Origin of the sequence: Streptomyces flavofungini (assembly GCF_014650815.1) — a bacterium.
Taxonomy (GTDB): domain Bacteria; phylum Actinomycetota; class Actinomycetes; order Streptomycetales; family Streptomycetaceae; genus Streptomyces; species Streptomyces flavofungini.
Genome location: NZ_BMVR01000005.1, coordinates 544,305 through 562,709, shown reverse-complemented (window position 1 = coordinate 562,709; position 18,405 = coordinate 544,305). Strand labels below are relative to the sequence as shown.

12 protein-coding genes and 1 pseudogene are annotated in these 18,405 nt (G+C 72.5%); 2 read left to right on the top strand and 11 right to left on the bottom strand.

Annotated elements, in window-relative coordinates:
• Positions 1 to 25: 25 nt before the first annotated feature.
• From IE274_RS15920 to IE274_RS15885, 8 genes and pseudogenes are all read right to left on the bottom strand, one after another.
• Positions 26 to 1,837: a tetratricopeptide repeat protein gene (locus IE274_RS15920; protein WP_190116365.1), complete on the bottom strand. Its 1,812-nt coding sequence runs from the start codon at positions 1,835 to 1,837 to the stop codon at positions 26 to 28.
• Between the two features lie 136 nt (positions 1,838 to 1,973).
• Entirely contained in the window at positions 1,974 to 2,945 is a 972-nt protein-coding gene (locus IE274_RS15915) for a nucleoside triphosphate pyrophosphohydrolase (protein ID WP_190116364.1), read from the bottom strand.
• 68 nt (positions 2,946 to 3,013) lie between these two features.
• A complete protein-coding gene (locus IE274_RS15910) occupies positions 3,014 to 3,676 on the bottom strand; it encodes a SurA N-terminal domain-containing protein (protein WP_190116363.1) in 663 nt (220 codons plus the stop codon).
• Between the two features lie 201 nt (positions 3,677 to 3,877).
• On the bottom strand, positions 3,878 to 5,416 hold the full coding sequence (locus IE274_RS15905; RefSeq protein WP_190116520.1) for a serine/threonine-protein kinase: 1,539 nt from the start codon (positions 5,414 to 5,416) through the stop codon (positions 3,878 to 3,880).
• Entirely contained in the window at positions 5,413 to 6,033 is a 621-nt protein-coding gene (locus IE274_RS15900; protein ID WP_190116362.1) for a hypothetical protein, read from the bottom strand. The genes IE274_RS15905 and IE274_RS15900 overlap by 4 nt, the downstream gene beginning before the upstream one ends.
• Positions 6,034 to 6,319: 286 nt before the next feature.
• Positions 6,320 to 6,604: pseudogene (locus IE274_RS15895) on the bottom strand (restriction endonuclease subunit S domain-containing protein); the annotation flags it as partial.
• Positions 6,605 to 6,629: 25 nt separating this feature from the next.
• Entirely contained in the window at positions 6,630 to 7,373 is a 744-nt protein-coding gene (locus IE274_RS15890) for a GNAT family N-acetyltransferase (RefSeq protein ID WP_190116361.1), read from the bottom strand.
• Positions 7,374 to 7,532: 159 nt separating this feature from the next.
• A complete protein-coding gene (locus IE274_RS15885; protein ID WP_190116360.1) occupies positions 7,533 to 8,264 on the bottom strand; it encodes an HNH endonuclease family protein in 732 nt (243 codons plus the stop codon).
• A 713-nt stretch (positions 8,265 to 8,977) separates the two neighbouring features.
• Between IE274_RS15885 and IE274_RS15880 the strand changes: the two genes are divergently transcribed.
• The gene (locus IE274_RS15880; protein WP_190116359.1) at positions 8,978 to 9,430 is read left to right on the top strand and encodes a nuclear transport factor 2 family protein; all 453 of its coding nucleotides are present in this window, start codon (positions 8,978 to 8,980) and stop codon (positions 9,428 to 9,430) included.
• Positions 9,431 to 9,550: 120 nt separating this feature from the next.
• Positions 9,551 to 10,939 (top strand): SGNH/GDSL hydrolase family protein, encoded by a 1,389-nt coding sequence (locus tag IE274_RS15875; protein ID WP_190116358.1) that lies wholly within the window; start codon positions 9,551 to 9,553, stop codon positions 10,937 to 10,939.
• Positions 10,940 to 10,988: 49 nt separating this feature from the next.
• On the opposite strand, the gene mfd is transcribed toward IE274_RS15875, so the two are convergent.
• The 3 genes from mfd to IE274_RS15860 form a co-directional block, all read right to left on the bottom strand.
• Positions 10,989 to 14,543, bottom strand: coding sequence for a transcription-repair coupling factor (gene mfd, locus IE274_RS15870; RefSeq protein ID WP_190116357.1), 3,555 nt, complete (start codon positions 14,541 to 14,543; stop codon positions 10,989 to 10,991).
• 339 nt (positions 14,544 to 14,882) lie between these two features.
• Positions 14,883 to 17,468 carry an ABC transporter permease gene (locus IE274_RS15865; protein WP_190116356.1) on the bottom strand — a complete coding sequence of 862 codons (2,586 nt, stop codon included), beginning with the start codon at positions 17,466 to 17,468 and terminating at the stop codon, positions 14,883 to 14,885.
• Positions 17,465 to 18,253 (bottom strand): ABC transporter ATP-binding protein, encoded by a 789-nt coding sequence (locus tag IE274_RS15860; protein ID WP_030360651.1) that lies wholly within the window; start codon positions 18,251 to 18,253, stop codon positions 17,465 to 17,467. Before IE274_RS15860 ends, IE274_RS15865 begins: the two co-directional genes overlap by 4 nt.
• Between the last annotated feature and the right edge of the window lie 152 nt (positions 18,254 to 18,405).

Sequence of the window (18,405 nt, the reverse complement as noted above, 5' to 3'; positions counted from 1 at the left end):
CGACCGTATCCGGCCCGGGGCAGGGCTAGCGCGGCCCTGGGGGCTCGGGGGGCTCCGCGGGCCTGCCGGGGGGCTCCGCGGGATTGGGGGTGGCGGTGATCCCGACCCGCAGGGCGTGCAGGGCGAAGGCGGCGTCGAGATCTCCGGCCTCGGCCGCCGCGTGGTACCAGCGGACCGCCCGGTCCACGCCCCCCGGCCGCAGCACCAGCTCGGCCAGGTGGAAGGCCGCCCGAGGGTTCCCGGCCTCCGCGCCCTTGGTGAGCCAGTGCCGGGCGCGGTCGCGGTGCAGCTTGCCCAGGGTGACGTACGCCGCCTTCCAGCCCGCCTCGGCTGCCTTCTCCAGGTACGTGATCGCTTCCACGGCGGCACCGCGACCCGCGAGGATGTGGCCGAGTCGATCGCAGGCCAGGCCGTTGCCCCGGTCGGCGGCCTTGCGGTACAAGACCTCCGCCTCCGACACATCGCCCGCGCGCTCCGTGACGAAGCCGAGCAGGACGTACGCGTCGACGTCGCCCGCGGCCACCCGAGGCTCCGTGGCGGCACGGCATGCGGCGAGCACGGGTGCGAGGTCGAACCCGTAATCGCTCGCCCCTTTGGCCACGCCGAGCCACAGCCAGTCCGGCACCGCCCCGAGCTCTCCGGACCGCACGGCGTCCGCCACGAGGGAGCCGTACGCCCGGTAGGCGCCCGCCTTCGCCCCGGGCACCAGCAATCCGGTCGCCTCGTACCGCAGCTTGGTGGCCCAGGCGAGGTTGTCCTCGACCGACTCGTCCCTGCGCTCCTCACCGCCGGGGGCCTCGTGCAGGTCGTAGGACACACTGATCGCGTGCAGCATCGTCAGCGGGATGTCCTGTTCGAGACCGCAGCGCGCGAAGTCGACGGCCGCGCGCACCAGTAGGTGGCCGCGCGGGTGCGCCTGTGGGCGTCGGGCCCTGCGCCACTCGTCCCACAGCTCCGGGCCCAGGGCCAGGTATTCGGTGACGCCACGGCCGCCGCGCCACTTCGTGGCGTCCGTGAGGCGCGGGTCGTCGGCCTGCCCGAGCCGTGCCAGTTCGGCCTCGCTCCAGCCGCGGCTCAGCTCGACGGTGCGGGCGCCGCTCAGGACCCGGGCGGCGGGGCCGCCGCCGAAGCGGTGCTCGTCGTACGCCTTGTCGCGCATGGTGGCGAGGACGAGGACCTGCTCCTGGGTGAGCCTGGACAGGAGCGCCGCGGTGAGGCCCTGCGGGCCGAGATGGCCCTCCAGTTCGTCGAGCCAGAGGACGTGGTGGCCGGTGTGGCCGCGCAGCTCGGACGCGACGTCCCGCAGGTCCGCACCCGGGTGCGGGGCGTGCACGCGCGGCTCTGGCGCCAGCGCGGCGCCGGCGCACAGCGCGGCCCAGGCCGTCGTCGTCTTGCCGGACAAGGGCCCGCCGGTGACGACGATCAGGCCGCCTTCGCGCAGGCCGCGGGTGACGAGGGAGCGCAACTCTTCGTCGCAGTCCCGCCGCACGTACGGCGGGAGGCTCGGCTCGTCCCCGAAGCGGCTCGTGGGGCGCACGCCGAACCACAGGCGGCGCAGCCGTCCGACGGGGGGCCAGCTGTCGGCCGGGGCCGGGCCGGGGATGGCGGCGGTGTGGACGGTGACGTCACCCGCGATGGTGCCGGCCTGGATCACCGGGCCCGCCGAGTCGCCGATGACGGTGTTCCGCGTCACGGTCTGCAGCGGTACGGCAAGCGGATGCCCGGACGGATGCGGTCCGGTGGCCGGGCGGTTGAACGCCGGCACGTTGATGTCGTAGCCGCACTCCGTGCAGAGGTTGTCGTCGTCCGACTCCTCTCGGCACTCCGGGCAGTACACCGTCGCCTCCTCGGGCCGCAACTCCCGCTCAGCGGGGCCGGATTCGGCTGCGCGAGCGAGCCCGGAACGCCCCCAGGAAGCAACCGTACTAGGGCGTGTCCGATGGTTCGGCGTGGAGGAAGGAGCCGGACAGGCCCTAAGCCCCGGGCGCCTCCACCGCGCGTACCGCGTCCCGATACGCGCGGGCCGCCGCCCGCAGTGCCGCCTCCGGGTCCGTGCCCTCGGCCTCCGCGCGGACGGCCATCGCGAGCAGTTCGTACCCCACGCCCTCCCCCGTGGGCAGCGGGACGTCGAGGCCTGCCGTGCGGACGCGGGAGGACAGCTTCGCGGCGAGGGCCAGGCCGGGCTGGCCCAGGGGGATGCCCTCGGTGACGGAGTCGCGTTGTTTCTCTATCGCCTTGGTGCGCAGCCAGTGCGCCTTGACCTCTTCCGGCGTGGTCGCCGTTTCGTCGCCGAAGACATGGGGGTGGCGGTGGATCAGCTTGTCCACGATGGTGCCCACCACGTCGTCCACGGAGAACGGCTCGTCCTCGTCCTCCTCGGCGATCCGCGCGTGGAAGACCACCTGGAGCAGGACGTCGCCCAGCTCCTCGCGGAGCTCGTCCCTGTCGCCCTCCTCGATGGCCTCGACCAGTTCGTACGCCTCCTCGATGCCGTACTTCGCGAGGCTCTGGTGGGTCTGCCGCGACGACCAGGGGCAGTCGGCGCGGATGCGGTCCATGACCTGGACGAGGTCGAGGAGGCGGGCGCCCGGCAGGTCGTACGAACCGGGGAGCAGTTCCAGGTCCGGCATCTGCACCCGGCCCGAGCCCGCGAGCCGTGCCAGGCCGTCCGTGAGCGGGCGGTCGCCCTCGGCCGTGGCGATGACCAGGACCGTGCGGCCGCCGGCGCACGCCCGCACCAGTTCCTCGGCGGTCGGCGACGCCTGCTTGACCTCGACGCCCGCCTCCCGCAGGTACGGAAGCTGCGGGTGGGTCGCGTCGGCGCACAGGACCTCGTCCGCGTCGTGCAGCAGCCGCCAGGCCGCCCAGGACAGCAGGCCGGGGGCGACACGGTGACTGGTGGTGAGCAGCACCACTCGGCCGGGCTCGGTCTCGATCTCGTTCACGTCCCGAACGTAACCCAACCCACTGACATTGCCGCCGTTGCCGCCAACGCCGACAGCGCTGTCGGTCGCTACGCCGCTGCCCGTGCCGTCCCGCCGCCCGACACCTCGCGCACCCACGGCGTCCGGAGGTCCGCGCGCTTGCTGGTCTTGACGTCCCAGGTGCCGTAGCGCGGGTTCAGGTCGACGTCGAGCTTCTTGGAGGTCTTGGACAGGGTGGCCCAGAAGGCGTTCTGGCCGTCCTGGGCGTTCATGTCCGCGCCCAGTTCGCGGGCGAGCTTCTGGGCCTCGATCTCGGTGCGGATGCTGTCGTCGAGGTGCTTGGGCGCGACGCTGTACTGCTGCAGCCAGCCCGCCTCCAGGGCCTTCCTGCCGCCCGCCTGCTGTTCCAGTTGCCCGCGCATGGTCTGGATCTCCTTGCGCGTGACGCTCACCCCGGCGTCCCGCGCGGCCCGGTGCAGGACCTTGTCGAGGACCATGGTGTGCAGGGTGCTGCGGGTCAGGCCGCCGGTCTTGGCGATGACCTGCTCGTACTGCTTGTCGTCCGGCAGGGCGTCCCGCTGTGCGGAGCGCACCTCGTTCACCCGGTTCTCCAGTTGCGCGACCGTGATGCGCTGGTCGCCGACGACGGCGGCGGCACCGGGGTGCGCGTCGTTGCCGCAGGCGGTCAGGAGCGGGGCCGCGACGAGGGCTGCGGCGGAGAGGACGAGCGCGGAGCGACGGCGGCGGTGCAAGTGGGCCTCCCGGTGGAGAGATTGTGCTTCGCTGCACAAAGTCTTGCGGTGATCGATGGTAGGCAGTGGTGGTCGGCTCGGCCACCCATTCGACCAACGATTCGCAAGGAGTTGGGGCACCGGCTGGGGACCGATCCACCGGACGGGTCCCGGATGCCGCCGTCACCCGGCAGGACCCGGCCCGCCCGCGAGCGACCCGACCTACCCCCGCACCTGCCCCAGCCACTGCAGCGTCCGCCGGATCTCCGCCGGAAACGGGTGGCCGATGCCGTGCACCCGCTCGGCGTCGAGGACGAGGCGGCCCAGGGTGTCGTGCGCGGCGGAGCGGTCGCCGAGGGCGAGCAGGAGCTGGCCGATGCGGCGGCGGATCTCCAGGGACTGGCGGATGTCGTCGGTGGCGTACTGGTTCTCGTAATAGGGGAGCAGCGTGCGGTACTCGGCGAGGGCCGCCGCCGGTTCGCCGAGCTGTTCCAGGCACTGGGCGGCCTCGTAGCGGAACTGGAGGGACTGCGGGTCGGCGTGGCCGGACTCGGCGGCGCGCTGGTCGGCGAGGCGGCGCAGCTCGGGCAGGGCGCGGCGGTACTGGCCGTCGTCCATGAGCGTGGCCGCGTACTGCTTGCGCAGGGTGCGCACGACCGGGGAGTGCTCGCCGTGCTGGGCGGCGGCGGCCGGCAGGATCGCGCCGAGGGTGTCGACGGCCTGGGTGATGCGGCCCTCGCCGAGGAGGCGCTTGACCTCGTCGACGGCGGCGGCGACGTCCTGGCCGCGGGCGGGGCCCGGCGGCTGCGGCTGCGGGGCGGGCGCGGGGGTCGCGGCGCGGTCGGGCCAGGGGGCGTGGGGGCGCAGGAACGGGCGGGTCGGGTCGAGGGGGCGGCCGGTCGGCACGGAGCGGCCGGGCAACAGCGGCACCAGGTCCTCGTACACGTCCTGGGCGCTGGCGGGGCGGTGTTGCGGGTCCTTGGCGAGCATCCGCAGGACGAGGGATTCGAGGGCTTCGGGGACCTCGGGGCGCAGCCTGCGCACCGGCAGGGGCGGCTCGTAGAGGTGGCGGTGGAGCACGCCGAGCGCGGTGGAGCCGGAGAACGGCACGTCGCCGCTGAGGAGTTCGTGCAGCAGCACGCCGAGCGCGTACAGGTCGGTGTACGGGCCGACGGCGCCGCCCATGGCCTGCTCCGGCGCCATGTACGAGGGGCTGCCGATCGGGGACCCGGTGTGGGTGAGGCGGGTGGTGTCGGTGTCCAGGACGGCGGCGATGCCGAGGTCGAGGATGCAGAGGGTGCCGTCCTGGCGGACCATCACGTTCCGCGGCTTCAGGTCGCGGTGCACGATCGGCACGGCGTGCACGGCGGAGAGCACGGCGCACAGTTGGGCGGCGACGGCGACGGCCCACTGCCAGGGGTAGGGGGTGTGCTCGGCGAGGTGGTCGCCGAGGTCCGCGCCGTCGACGTACTGCATGACCAGGTACAGGTCCTCGTCCTCGGTGCCCGCGTCGTGCACGGTGACCAGGCCGGGGTGGTCGACCTGCGCGGTGACGCGGCACTCGCGCAGGAAGCGGCGGCGCAGTTCGTCGGCCTCGGCGCCCGCGACCTTGTCCGGGCGGAGCAGCTTGACCGCGACCCGGCGGTCCAGGCGCTGGTCGTAGGCCGTCCACACCTGGCCCATGCCGCCCTGGCCGATGAGCGTGGAGAGTCCGTAGCGACCTGCGATCAGGCGGTGGTCCGTCCCCCCTGCCACGGTCAGTTGCCGCCTTCCTGCTTGCGCAGGTAGTCACTCAGCTCGTCCAGCTCCGCGCGGACCTGGTGGATGCGGGCGGGGGCGGGGCGCGACGGCGGCGGGGGCGTGTGGGCCGGCGGCGCGGTGTGCGCGGGCGGGGACGGCAGCGGGCCGGGGTGCGGGGCGGCGGGGCCGGGGTGCGGGACGGGGCCGGTCTGCTGCGGGTAGCCGTACGCCTGCTGAGGGCCGGTGGCGTAGCCCATGGCCTGCGCCTGGTGGTACCTCATCCGGGCCTGCGCGTCGGCCCGCTGGAAGTGGCGGATCTCCAGGATCAGGTAGTACGTCACGGCGGCCACGAGGGTGCCGAGGAGCAGGCCCACGCCCAGCTCGCCGCGCCAGGTGGTGATCTCCTCGCCCGGGTCGTTGGCGACGAGGGCGACGGCCGCGACGTCGAGCGTGACGACGGCGCCGAACGCCGCCCAGTCCCGCGTCCTGCGGGTCACGAGCGCGAGCCGCAGGATCGGCGCCGCCGCGAGGAAGCCGCAGGTCACGACCGAGAGCACCACGAACATGACGCGCAGCGTCACCGTCGGTCCGCCGGAGGGGGCCGACGGGTGCTGCGGCCCGTAGCCGTGGCCGTGCATGGCTGCTCCTGATACCTGACGCGGCCGTACGCGGGCACCGGGGCGGCGCCCTGGGCGCGCCCCGGAAACGTACGGCCGACAAACGAACGAGTGCAGAATCGAGCGTATAGGCCGACCCGGACAACCGGTCCCGGGTTGTACCGAACCGTTGTCGTACTGGTCATGTCACTACAGCGCCACGCGTCCCTTCACTCCGGGGACCGGCTCCCCTTCACTGCGGCGCCACGCTTCCGTCGGTCTGCGGCGCCATGTTCCCGTCGGTCAACGGCGCCACGTTCCCACCGGCCTACGGCGCCACGCTCCCGTCCGTCAGGCCGTCGTGCATGCCGCGCACCAGTCGCTCGCCGAGGCGGCCCGCGAGGCGCAGCGCGTCCTCGAAGGCGGCGAGGGCCCGGAACCGCTCGCCGTAGCCGCGCTGTTGGGCGGGCGGAAGCCGGGGCAGTTGCAGGCGGCGCACATCGAGCCGGGCAGAGGTGGAGGCGTAGCTGCTGGCCTGCCGGTTGTTGGCGGTGCCGCGCAGGAATCCGGCGAGGAACCAGGGGTCGAGGGCGTCCTGGTCGGGGCGGAGCAGGTCACCCCGCAGAGACCGCCTCACCTCACAGGGCGTGCCGCACCCACACGTTCGGCTCCACGTACACCGCGTAGCCGCGCCCGGGCTCGCAGTGCACCGGCACCAGCGCCCCCGGCACCTCGACGAGCCCCTCCTCGTCCAGCGGCAGGCCCGTCCACTCCCGCCACCGCTCCAGCGTGCCCGACACCGTCATCGACGCCGGGGCCACCTTCTCGATGACGCCGCCCGCGCGGACGTGGACGCGCAGCCACGGGTCGTGCGGCAGGCCGTCCGGCCGCGTGCGCCGCGCGTACTCCTCGATCGGCGTCGCGGGCTCCAGGTGCTTGGCGTTGGGCCGCACCGGGGCGACGACCTCGGCGAAGCCGCGCCCGCGCGCGTTCTCCCGCAGGGCCGCGAGTACCTGCCCCGAGACGCCGTGCCCCTGCGCGTCCGGGGCGACCGTGATCTCGATGGCGCTGACGGTGTCGGGCTCCCGGCCCCGCTTGAGGTCCGAGAACGCCCACAGCATGACCGCGTCCCAGCCGCCGCCGGGCAGTTCCCCGCGCCCTTCGGCCCTCAGCGCGAACGGCACACTGAACGCCCGCGCCACGACCTTCCCCCCGGCGTCGGTCGCGACCAGGACGTGCTCCGGCCACTCCACCGGGATCCTCGTCATCAGCGACCAGGCGACGGGGTCGTACTGCACGAACTCGGCCCAGGTGTCGTCCATCGCCCACATCGGGTCGGTGAGTTCGGGCCGCTCGGCGAGCGAGGTGATCTTCAGGTCCATGCGCGCACGCTAACGGCCGGGGCGCGGCCCGGAAACCGAATTAGCCCGCGGCCGCCCGGAGTCCGGCCGACGCACCGCCGCACGGGCGAAGCCGCAGGTCACGGCGACCGAGCCACGGGGCACGGCCGGCCGAGCCGCACCTCACCGCACCCCGCCCCCTCACCGGGCCCGGAACCGCTCCGGCGCCGCCGTCGGGTTCCCGCCGCCCGGCAGCTTCTCCTGCGGGCAGCGCGCGAGCACCTTCCGCATCGCGTCGCGCTCGGCGGCGGTCACCCACAGCCCGTACTTCTTCTTCACGGCGACCTGCCGGGCCACATACGCGCAGCGGTACGACTTGTTCGCGGGCAGCCACGTCGCCGTATCGCCGTCGCCCTTGCCGCGGTTGGGGCCCGCGTCGACGGCGAGGAGGTTCAACGGGTCGTTGGCCAGGGCGATGCGCTTGCTCGGGCGCCAGCTCCCCGCGCCCTTCTGCCAGGCGTCGGAGAGGGCGACGACGTGATCGATGTCGACACGGCTGCGCCCGCGGGTGAACGCCACGTCCTTGCCCGTGTACGGGTCCGGGGCGAGGGTGCCCGACACCACCGTGCAGTCGCCGCCCCGGAACTTCGTCCCGTCCAGGTCCCGCTTGAGTATGTCGTCGCGGGTGCCGCAGCCGTTGGAGTCGGTGTCGGCCCAGGGGCTCCCGAACCGGGCGCGGTCGTAACCGGTCTTCGGGGCGCGGCCCTTGACGGCGAGCGAGTCCACGGCGGCGAGCGCGGGGCCGCCCCGGGCGCCGGAACCAGGCGCCCCGCCCTCGCCCTCGCCGCTCCCGTCACAGGCCGTCAGACCGCCGAGCACGGCGACGAGTACGACACCACAGCCCAGCGCACGCCGCCTGGGGACCCCGAGCATCACGCAGTTCCCTCCCCTGCCCGGCGCACACCGCCGGACGTCCGGTCGGCCGCCACCACGACGGCCAAGTGGTCCAGACCATACCGTCCGCCAGCGGGCAAGCCGACCAAACCAGACGTATCGTCGGCCTTGAATCCCTCCCCCACCCCCCTGAAGGGGCCCCACCGTGGGCATCCTCGACCGTTTCAAGGGCCGGGCCAAGGACGTCTCCGTCGTCCGCGGCCTGGGCGCCCGGGACTTGGAGCAGGAGGCGCTACCCCCGCAGACGCGGGGACCACGGCGGACGGCCCGGAGTTCGCAGCTCTGGGCCGGGGCCGCCCCGGAGCACGGGGACCACATGCCGCGCGCGTACACCCACTTGATCACGAAGGGGTCATCCCCGCACGCGCGGGGACCACTACCCCTCGCCGCGCTCCAGGTGGTGCAGCCGGGGACCACCCCCGCACCCACGGGGACGAGCGACCTCCAGCCACCTCCCGAGAAACCGGCAACCTGGTGCAGGCCACGCGCTCCCTCACCTGCCGTCGCAGCGCCTGCACGGCACCCTAGCAACGCCCTTACAGCACCCAGGTGTTGCCAACGTGCGCGCCCGCACCGCCCGCCATTACCCGCAAAGTAATCGACGCCCCACCTCCTCCCCCGGCATCCTCAAGAACGTCTGCAGGGCCCCGCGCACAAGCAGGGCCAGCCGTACGTAAACGAGGGAGTCGTCCATGTTCACGGAGTCCACGGAAACCGCCGAGACCGCCGCGTCCACCACCGTCGAGGACGCCACCCGGGCGACCGCCGACGCCTTCCTCGCCGCTACCGCCGCGCGCGACTCCGCCCGTCTCGCGGAGCTGTTCGCCGACGACGTCGACTGGCTGCTCGCCGAGAACCCGGCCTGCCCCTGGATCCGCCCACGCGCCACCGGCGCCGAGTGCGCCACCCAGGCCGAGGACCTGGCGCGGTACACCGTCGCGGAGGACGCCCGCGCCAGCGTGGACACGTACCTGGTGACCGGGCAGGACGCCATCATCATGGGGCACCTGTCCGGGACCGTGCGGGCCACGGGGAAGTCCTTCGAGGGCCCGTTCGCGCTGCGGCTGACCGTCGAGGGCGGGCGGATCACGCGGCACCACCTCTACGAGAACAGCCTCTCGGTCGCGGCGGCCTGCACCCCCTGACATCTTGCCGCCCGGCGCGGTGCCGACCCGCCCCCGGGAATAGCCGGAGCCCGACTCCGCTTGAGGGCAGTGACCTTGCCGGAGGCTCCGGACGGGACACGGAAAATGGGGGCGGGACACATGACGGGACGCATCAGGTCCAAGGGTTCGGCGCGCCGCACGGGCGCCGCGTTGCTCGCGACGGCCACGCTGGCCGCACTGCCCGTCGTCGGCGCGCAGGGGCTGACCGGCTCCTCCGGCGCCGCGGCGGCCGAGGCGACCGGGGCGACCGGGGCGACCGGGGCGACCGGGGCGACCGGGAAAGCCGGGCACGACACCACCACGTACAGGAGCAGACACGACGCCCCCAAGGTCGGTGCCTGGCAGGGCGGTTGGGCCGCCTCTCCGCAGGCGCCGACCGAGATCTTCGCGCCGAACTGGTCCCAGCAGGGCTTCGCGCAGCACACCGTCCGGCAGGTCGTCCGGGTCAGCAAGGGCGGCACCAAGGCCCGCATCGAGCTGTCCAACCGGTACGGCAGGACGCCGCTGCGCATCACCGGCGCGACCATCGCCCGCACGGCCGAGGGCGCCGCGGTCGAGGGCGGTTCGGTGCGGAGGCTCGCCTTCGGCAAGGACGGGTCGGTGACGATCCCGGCGGGCGGCAAGGTCCACAGCGACGGCGTCCCGTTCTCCGTCAAGGCGTTGGAGTCCCTGACCGTCACGCTGTACCTGGCGGAGCCGACCGGACCCACCACCTTCCACATGCAGTCCTCCGCCACCAGCTACCGCGCCCAGGGCGACCACACCGCCGACCGCGACGGCGCCGCGTTCACGGAGACCAGCGACTCCTGGTACTACCTCTCCGGCGTCGAGGTCAGCGGCAAGGGGACCGCGCGCCGCGACTCCGTGGTGGCCTTCGGCGACTCCATCACCGACGGCACCGGCTCCACCGTGAACACCGACAACCGCTACCCCGACGAGCTGGCCGAGCGCTTCGCCGCCGCGGGCAGGCCGCGCAGCGTCCTCAACCACGGGATAGCCGGCAACCAGGTCACCAACGACACCACCTGGGCCGGTGAGAAGGGCGTCGTCCGCTTCAAGAAGGACGTCCTGAGCGAGCCGAACGTCGGCACCGTCATCGTCCTCGAAGGCATCAACGACATCGGCGGCAGCGGCCCGGGCTACCCCGGCGGCCCCACCCCCGAGGTGTCGGTCCGGGCGCTCATCGACGGCCACCGCGCCCTGATCCGCCAGGCCCACGCCCGCGGCATCAAGGTGGTCGGCGCCACGCTGACCCCCGTCAAGGGCTCCTTCTACGACACCCCGGCCAACGAGGCCAAGCGCGACGCGGTCAACGACTGGATCCGCACCTCCGGCGCGTACGACGAGGTCGTCGACCTCGACCGCGCCCTCGCCGACCCCGCCGACCCGGACCGCATCGCGCCCGCCTACGACTCCGGCGACGCCCTGCACCCGAACGACGCCGGATACCGGGCGATGGCCGCCGCCGTGGACCTGCGCACCTTCTGAGCCCGTCGGGCCCGGCCGGGTCCCGCCGGACTCCGCCGGGCCGCGCGCCCTACCCCAGTACGGACGTCAGGAACTCCCCCACCCAGGCAAGGAGTTCGCGCCCGACCAGCGGCTTGCCGCCGACCTTCGCGGTCTTCGGGCGCGGCACCAGGACCTGGTGGGTGGCGGGCTTGATGACCGTGCCGGGGTAGAGGCGCTTGAGGCGCAGCTCCTGGGACTCCGCCAGCTCCACGGGCGCGAAGCGGATGTTGGTGCCCTGCAGGACGATCTCGCCGACACCGCACGCCCGGGCCAGCATCCGCAGGCCCGCCACCAGGAGCAGGTTCTCCACCGGCTCCGGCAGCTTGCCGTAGCGGTCGGTGAGCTCCTCGCGCACCGCCTTGATGTCCGCCTCCGTGTTGGCGGAGGCGATCGCGCGGTACGCCTGGAGGCGAAGGCGCTCGCCGGGGGCGTAGTCGTGCGGGACGTGCGCGTCGACCGGCAGCTCGATCTTGACCTCCAGCGGCGGCTCCTCCTCCGCCCCGCCTTCGAGGGACGCGCGGTAGTCGGCGACGGCCTCGCCCACCATGCGGACGTAGAGGTCGAAGCCGACGCCCGCGATGTGGCCGGACTGCTCGCCGCCGAGGAGGTTTCCGGCGCCGCGGATCTCCAGGTCCTTCATCGCCACGTACATGCCCGCGCCCATCTCCGTGTGCTGGGCGATCGTCGCGAGCCGCTCGTGGGCGGTCTCGGTCAGCGGCTTCTCCGGCGGGTACAGGAAGTACGCGTACCCGCGCTCGCGGCCACGCCCGACGCGGCCGCGCAGCTGGTGCAGCTGGCTCAGACCGAAGTTGTCGCCGCGCTCCACGATGAGGGTGTTGGCGTTGGAGATGTCGATGCCGGACTCGACGATCGTCGTCGAGACGAGCACGTCGAACTTCTTCTCCCAGAAGTCCACGACGACCTGCTCCAGGGCCTGTTCGGACATCTGGCCGTGGGCGGTCGCGATGCGCGCCTCCGGCACGATGTCGCGCAGCCGGGCCGCCGCCCGGTCGATGGACTCGACCCGGTTGTGGATGTAGAAGACCTGGCCCTCGCGCAGGAGTTCGCGCCGGATGGCCGCGCCGATCTGCTTCTCCTCGTACGGCCCGACGAAGGTCAGCACCGGGTGCCGCTCCTCCGGCGGGGTCGTGATCGTCGACATCTCGCGGATGCCGGTCACGGCCATTTCGAGCGTACGGGGGATGGGCGTCGCCGACATCGTCAGGACGTCGACGTTCGCGCGCAGCTTCTTCAGCTGTTCCTTGTGCTCGACGCCGAACCGCTGCTCCTCGTCGACGATGACCAGGCCCAGGTCCTTGAACTTGGTCTCGGAGGAGAACAGGCGGTGGGTGCCGATGACGATGTCGACGGCGCCGTCCTTCAGGCCCGCCAGGGTCGCCTTGGACTCGGTGTCGCTCTGGAAGCGGCTCAGCGCCCGTACGTTCACCGGGAATTGCGAGTACCGCTCGGAGAACGTGCCGAAGTGCTGCTGCACCAGGAGCGTCGTGGGCACGAGCACCGCGACCTGCTTGCCGTCCTGCACCGCCTTGAAGGCCGCGCGGACCGCGATCTCCGTCTTGCCGTAGCCCACGTCGCCGCAGATCAGCCGGTCCATCGGGACCGACTTCTCCATGTCCTCCTTGACCTCGGCGATGGTGGTGAGCTGGTCGGGCGTCTCCGCGTACGGGAAGGCGTCCTCCAGCTCGCGCTGCCAGGGCGTGTCCGGGCCGAAGGTGTGGCCGGGGGCCGCCATCCGCGCGCTGTACAGCTTGATCAGGTCGGCGGCGATCTCCTTGACCGCCTTCTTCGCGCGCGCCTTGGTCTTCGTCCAGTCGGCGCCGCCGAGGCGGTGCAGGGTCGGGGCCTCGCCGCCCACGTACTTGGTGATCTGCTCCAGCTGGTCGGTGGGGATGTACAGGCGGTCGCCGGGCTGGCCGCGCTTGGCGGGGGCGTACTCCACGACCAGGTACTCACGGGTCGCGCCCTGGACCGTGCGCTGCACCATCTCGATGTAGCGGCCGACGCCGTGCTGCTCGTGGACGATGTAGTCGCCCGGCTCCAGGGTCAGCGGGTCGATGGTCTTGCGGCGCCGGGCGGGCATGCGCTGCCCGTCCTTGCCCGCCGCCTTCTGGCCGGTGAGGTCGGTCTCCGTCAGGACGGCCAGCTTCAACGCCGGGTCGACGAAGCCGTAGTCGATGGAGCCGCACGCCACGTGCACCACGGACGGGGTGAGCTCGGTGAGGTCGGCGTCCAGGCGGGCCGCGATGCCCTCACCGCCCAGGACCTCGGCGGTGCGGGCGGCCGGGCCGTGGCCCTCCGTCACGTACACCGTGCGCCAGCCGTCGGCGAGCCAGCCCTTGGTGTCGGCGAGGGCCTTCGCGGTGTCCCCGCGGTACGTCTCCGGGGCGTGCATGCCGAGCTTCAGGGTGTCGGCGTCCGCCAGGTCCTGCGGATCGGGCGTCTCGTCGGCGGCGAACGGGCTCACCGACCACCACATCATGCCCAGCTCGCGGGCCCGGTCCCGGACGTCCGCGATGCCCCACAGCGAGGCCGCGCCCACGTCGATCGGGGCCTCACCGCCGCCGGCCGTCGCGGCCCAGCTCGCCTGCAGGAACTCCTGGCTGGTCGCCACCAGGTCCGCGGCCCGCGTCCGTACCCGCTCCGGGTCGCAGACCAGCGCCATCGAGCCCTTCGGCAGCACGTCGAGCAGCAGCTCCATGTCGTCCACCAGGACCGGTGCCAGGGACTCCATGCCCTCCACGGCGATGCCCTCGGCGATCTTCCCGAGCAGCTCGCCGAGCTCCGGGTGCTGCTCCGCCAGTGCCGCGGCCCGTCCCCTGACCTCCTCGGTGAGCAGCAGCTCGCGGCACGGCGGCGCCCACAGGCCGTGCTCCGCGATCTCCAGGGAGCGCTGGTCGGCGACCTTGAAGTAGCGGATCTCCTCGATGTCGTCGCCCCAGAACTCCACCCGCAAGGGGTGCTCCTCGGTGGGCGGGAAGACATCGAGGATGCCTCCGCGGACGGCGAACTCGCCGCGCTTCTCGACCAGCTCCACGCGCGCGTACGCCGCCGCGGCCAGGGCCTGGACCGTCTCGTTCAGGTCCGCCGACTCGCCCGTGCGCAGCGCCACCGGCTCCAGGTCCCCGAGCCCCTTGACCTGCGGCTGCAGTACGGAGCGCACCGGCGCCACCACCACCGACACGGGGCCCGTCTCCGGGTCCGCCGCGTCGTCCAGGCGCGGGTGCGCCAGGCGGCGCAGGACCGCGAGACGGCGGCCCACCGTGTCCGAGCGCGGGGACAGCCGCTCGTGCGGCAGCGTCTCCCACGACGGGTACTCCACGACCCCCTCCGGCGGCAGCACCGTCCGCAGCGCCGCGGCCAGGTCCTCCGCCTCGCGGCCCGTGGCCGTCACCGCGAGGACCGTCCGGCGGGCCTCCCGGGCGAGCGCCGCCACGGCGAAGGGGCGGGCGGCCGGGGGGCCGACGAGGTCGATGTGATGCCGGTTGCCGTCGGCCGCGGCCTTCACCGCTTCGGTGAGGGCCGCGTCCTCGACGACGACGTCCAGCAGTCCGTGCAGGCTCATGAAGGGGCATCCAGTCCGGGGCAGAGAACGATGCGAACAACGCGAACAGCCCGACTCGTCGCACGGGCCGGGGGTGTCCAGGGTACGTCGGCGCGGGGGCGATCACCTTTCCGAACGACCGGCTCGGGATGGGCCCTGCCCGGGGCTCCCCGATCCCGCCCCTTCCCGAAACCAGAGGGCTGCCGCCCCCCGGGCCCGCCAAACGCCGCTCCGCGGCTCCCGGAGGGCCGATGAGGCAGGGGAAAGGGGCGCAGCCCCCTATGCCGAGGGCCGGGGTCAGGGGGAATGTTCCCCCTGACCCCGGCCCTCCCCCGTTCCCCCGTTCCCCCGTCGCAGTGGCTATTCGGTGGCGATCGCGTTCAGGACGTTCATCCGGCCCGCCCGGAACGCGGGCACCAGCGCGGCGAACAGGCCCACGAAGGCCGAGCCGATGAAGACCGTGATGATCGTCGTCCAGGGGATCTCCAGGACCTTCAGGCCCTCCAGGGCGAGCAGCTTCTGGGCCGTCGCGCCCCAGCCCATGCCCAGGCCGAGGCCGAGGAGGGCACCGAAGAGGGCGATGACCACCGACTCCAGTCGGATCATGCGGCGCAGCTGGCGGCGGGAGAGCCCGATGGCCCGCATCAGCCCGATCTCGCGGGTCCGCTCGACCACCGAGAGGGCCAGGGTGTTCACGACTCCCAGGATGGCGACGATGATCGCGAGGCCGAGGAGGCCGTAGACCATGTTCAGCATCTGGCCGACCTGGTCCTTCAGGCTCTGCTTGAAGTCGGTCTGGTCCTGCACCTTGTACTGCGGGTAGGTCTTCAGGGTGTCCTTGAGGGCCTGGTAGGCCTGCTCCTGCTTGCCGTCGACGGCCTTGGCGAAGGCGATCTCGGTCAGCGGCATCCGGTTGGCGGGCACGTACTGCTCGACCGTGGCGATGTTCACGTACATCGCGCCCTTGTCGAACGACCCGTCCTCCGACGTGATCGCGGCGAGCTTCAGCTCGGCGGTGCGGCCGTGGTCGAAGTCGACCTTCAGCTTGTCGCCGACCTTCAGGTGGTGCTTCTTGGCGAAGTCCTCGCCCACCGACATCGCGCCCTTGCCGTAGGCGGCGGACTGCTCACCGGCGACGGTGTCGCGGCGCAGGTCCTTCGCGTACGTCGGGTCGGCGGCGCTGAGCTCCGCGTCCTTGCTGGTCTTGCCGTCCGGCAGGGTGAGGTCGGCGTTGATCTCCTTGTTGCGGGTGAAGTGCGAGATGTACGGAGTCTTCTTCAGCTTGTCCTCGGCCTTGGCCGTGAGGCTCTGCGAGCCGGCCTGGATGATGAAGTCCGCGCCCACCGACTTGTCCAGCTCGTCCGTGGCCGAGGCGACCATCGAGGAACCGACCACGGAGAGGCAGGCCACCAGGGCGAGGCCGATCATCAGGGCGGCGCCCGTGGCACCCGTACGACGCGGGTTGCGCAGCGCGTTCCGCTCGGCCATGCGGCCGACGGGGCCGAACATCCGCAGGATCAGCGCGCTGATCACCCGGACCACGAAGGAGGCGAGGACCGGGCCGATGACCACGAAGCCGATGAGGCTGAGGACGACGCCGCCGCCCAGGAGCAGGGAGCCCTCGCTGGCCTTGTCCGCCTGCCCGGCGGTGTAGAGGGCGAAGCCTCCGGCGCCGGTGAGGACGAGTCCGATCAGGGCCCGCAGCGCGCTGGCCTTGCCGTCGGCCGGCGTACCGGCGTCGCGCAGCGCGGCCATCGGGGAGACCTTGCCTGCCCGGCGGGCCGGGAGATACGCGGCGAGGACGGTGACGATGATGCCGAGCGCCAGGCCCACCACGGGGGTCGTCCAGGCGATGGTGAGGTCCTTCGTGGACAGCTCCATGCCCACGCCGGACATCAGCTTCATCAGGCCGACCGCGAGGCCGATGCCCGCGCCGACGCCGAGGATCGAGCCGACCACGCCCAGGAGCAGCGCCTCGACCAGGACCGAGCGGTTGACCTGCTTGCGGCTGGAGCCGATGGCCCGCATCAGGCCGATCTCGCGGGTGCGCTGGGCGACCAGCATCGAGAAGGTGTTGATGATGAGGAAGATGCCGACGAGGAAGGCGATCCCGGCGAAGCCGAGCATCGCGTACTTCATCACGTCCAGGAAGCCGCCGACGGACTTGCGGTCGTCGTCCGCGCTCTCCTTCTGCGTCTTGACCTTGTACGCGGCGGCGTCACCGGCGAGCGTCCTGGTGACGTTGTCCTTCACCTGCTGGTCGCTGAAGCCGCTCGCGGCGTTGATGCTCAGGTGGGTGAACCGGCCGGTGGCGCCGAGCAGTTCGCGCTGGGCGGTCTCGGTGTCGAAGTAGAAGACGGCCGCGCCCGGGTTGGTCACCTTGAAGGTGGCGATGCCTGAGATCTTCGCCTTGAAGTCACCGGCGGCGGTGATGGTGCGCAGCTCGTCGCCGATCTTGAGGTCGTGCTTGTCGGCGGTGTCGGCGTCGACCATCACCTGGGTGGGTCCGCGCGGGGCGTGCCCGGAGGTGATCTCCATGGAACGCAGGTCGTTCTTCGTCCAGTTGCCCGCGAGGGTGGGGGCGCCGCTGGACGGGCCCATGTTCTTGTTCCTGGAGTCGGCGACTGTGACGCTGTCGCTGGTGATGCCGCCCTCGACGGACTTCACGCCGTCGGCCTTCTTGACCTGGGCGATCACGGAGGCGGGCAGCGTCTCGGGCTTGCCGGTCTTCGGCCCCTCGTCGCCGCCGTCCCCGGCGTCCTTGGGCTTGACGGTGACGTCGGAGGACGTCGCCGCGAAGAGCTTGTCGAAGGTGGTGCTCATCGTGTCCGAGAAGACGAGCGTGCCGCACACGAAGGCCACCGAGAGGACGACGGCGACCGCGGAGAGCGCCATGCGTCCCTTGTGCGCGAGGAAGTTGCGCATCGAGGTCTTGAGGACGGTCATGACGTGCGCCCCCGGGCGTCGAAGTGCTTCATGCGGTCCAGGACCTGGTCCGCGGTGGGGTTGTACATCTCGTCGACGATGCGGCCGTCCGCGAGATACAGCACCCGGTCCGCGTACGACGCGGCGACCGGGTCGTGCGTGACCATCACGATGGTCTGGCCCAGCTCGGTCACCGAGCGGCGCAGGAAGCCGAGGACCTCGGCGCCCGCGCGGGAGTCCAGGTTTCCGGTCGGCTCGTCGCCGAAGATGATCTCCGGGCGGGACGCCAGGGCGCGGGCCACGGCGACGCGCTGCTGCTGGCCGCCGGACAGCTCGGTCGGGCGGTGCTTGAGGCGTCCGGCGAGGCCGACGGTCTCGACGACCTGGTCCAGCCAGCCGCGGTCGGGCTTGCGGCCCGCTATGTCCATCGGGAGCGTGATGTTCTCGATGGCGTTGAGCGTCGGCAGCAGGTTGAACGCCTGGAAGATGAAGCCGATCCGGTCCCGGCGCAGTTGCGTGAGCTTCTTGTCCTTCAGGCCGGTGATCTCGGTCTCGTCCAGATAGATCTGCCCGGAGGAGACGGTGTCGAGGCCCGCGAGGCAGTGCATCAGCGTGGACTTGCCGGACCCGGACGGGCCCATGATCGCGGTGAACTGCCCGCGGGCGATGTCCACGTCGATGTGGTCGAGGGCCACGACGCGGGTCTCGCCGGTGCCATACGCCTTGACGACCTGGCGTGCCCGAGCCGCCACGGCCGTACGCCCTCCAGTACCCCCGTGCCTGGGAGTGGTCACAGCCGTTGTCACGGTAAGTCTCCTATGTCGGTGATGAGATGAGCCCGGTGCCGCACTGCCTGCTGCGCTTGCCCGACCGCCCGCCGGGCCGCCGGTCGTACCCCTTGCTCACGTGGATCAGTCTGGTCCGCGGGGGTACTCCGACGCCCTGGTGCAGAGCGCAG

Coding starts and splice junctions, on each gene's coding strand:
- IE274_RS15900 (WP_190116362.1), bottom strand. CDS start 6,033: ATGCACGGCCACGGCTACGGGCCGCAGCACCCGTCGGCCCCCTCCGGC.
- IE274_RS15890 (WP_190116361.1), bottom strand. CDS start 7,373: ATGGACCTGAAGATCACCTCGCTCGCCGAGCGGCCCGAACTCACCGAC.
- IE274_RS15885 (WP_190116360.1), bottom strand. CDS start 8,264: ATGCTCGGGGTCCCCAGGCGGCGTGCGCTGGGCTGTGGTGTCGTACTC.
- IE274_RS15880 (WP_190116359.1), top strand. CDS start 8,978: ATGTTCACGGAGTCCACGGAAACCGCCGAGACCGCCGCGTCCACCACC.
- IE274_RS15875 (WP_190116358.1), top strand. CDS start 9,551: ATGACGGGACGCATCAGGTCCAAGGGTTCGGCGCGCCGCACGGGCGCC.
- mfd (WP_190116357.1), bottom strand. CDS start 14,543: ATGAGCCTGCACGGACTGCTGGACGTCGTCGTCGAGGACGCGGCCCTC.
- IE274_RS15865 (WP_190116356.1), bottom strand. CDS start 17,468: ATGACCGTCCTCAAGACCTCGATGCGCAACTTCCTCGCGCACAAGGGA.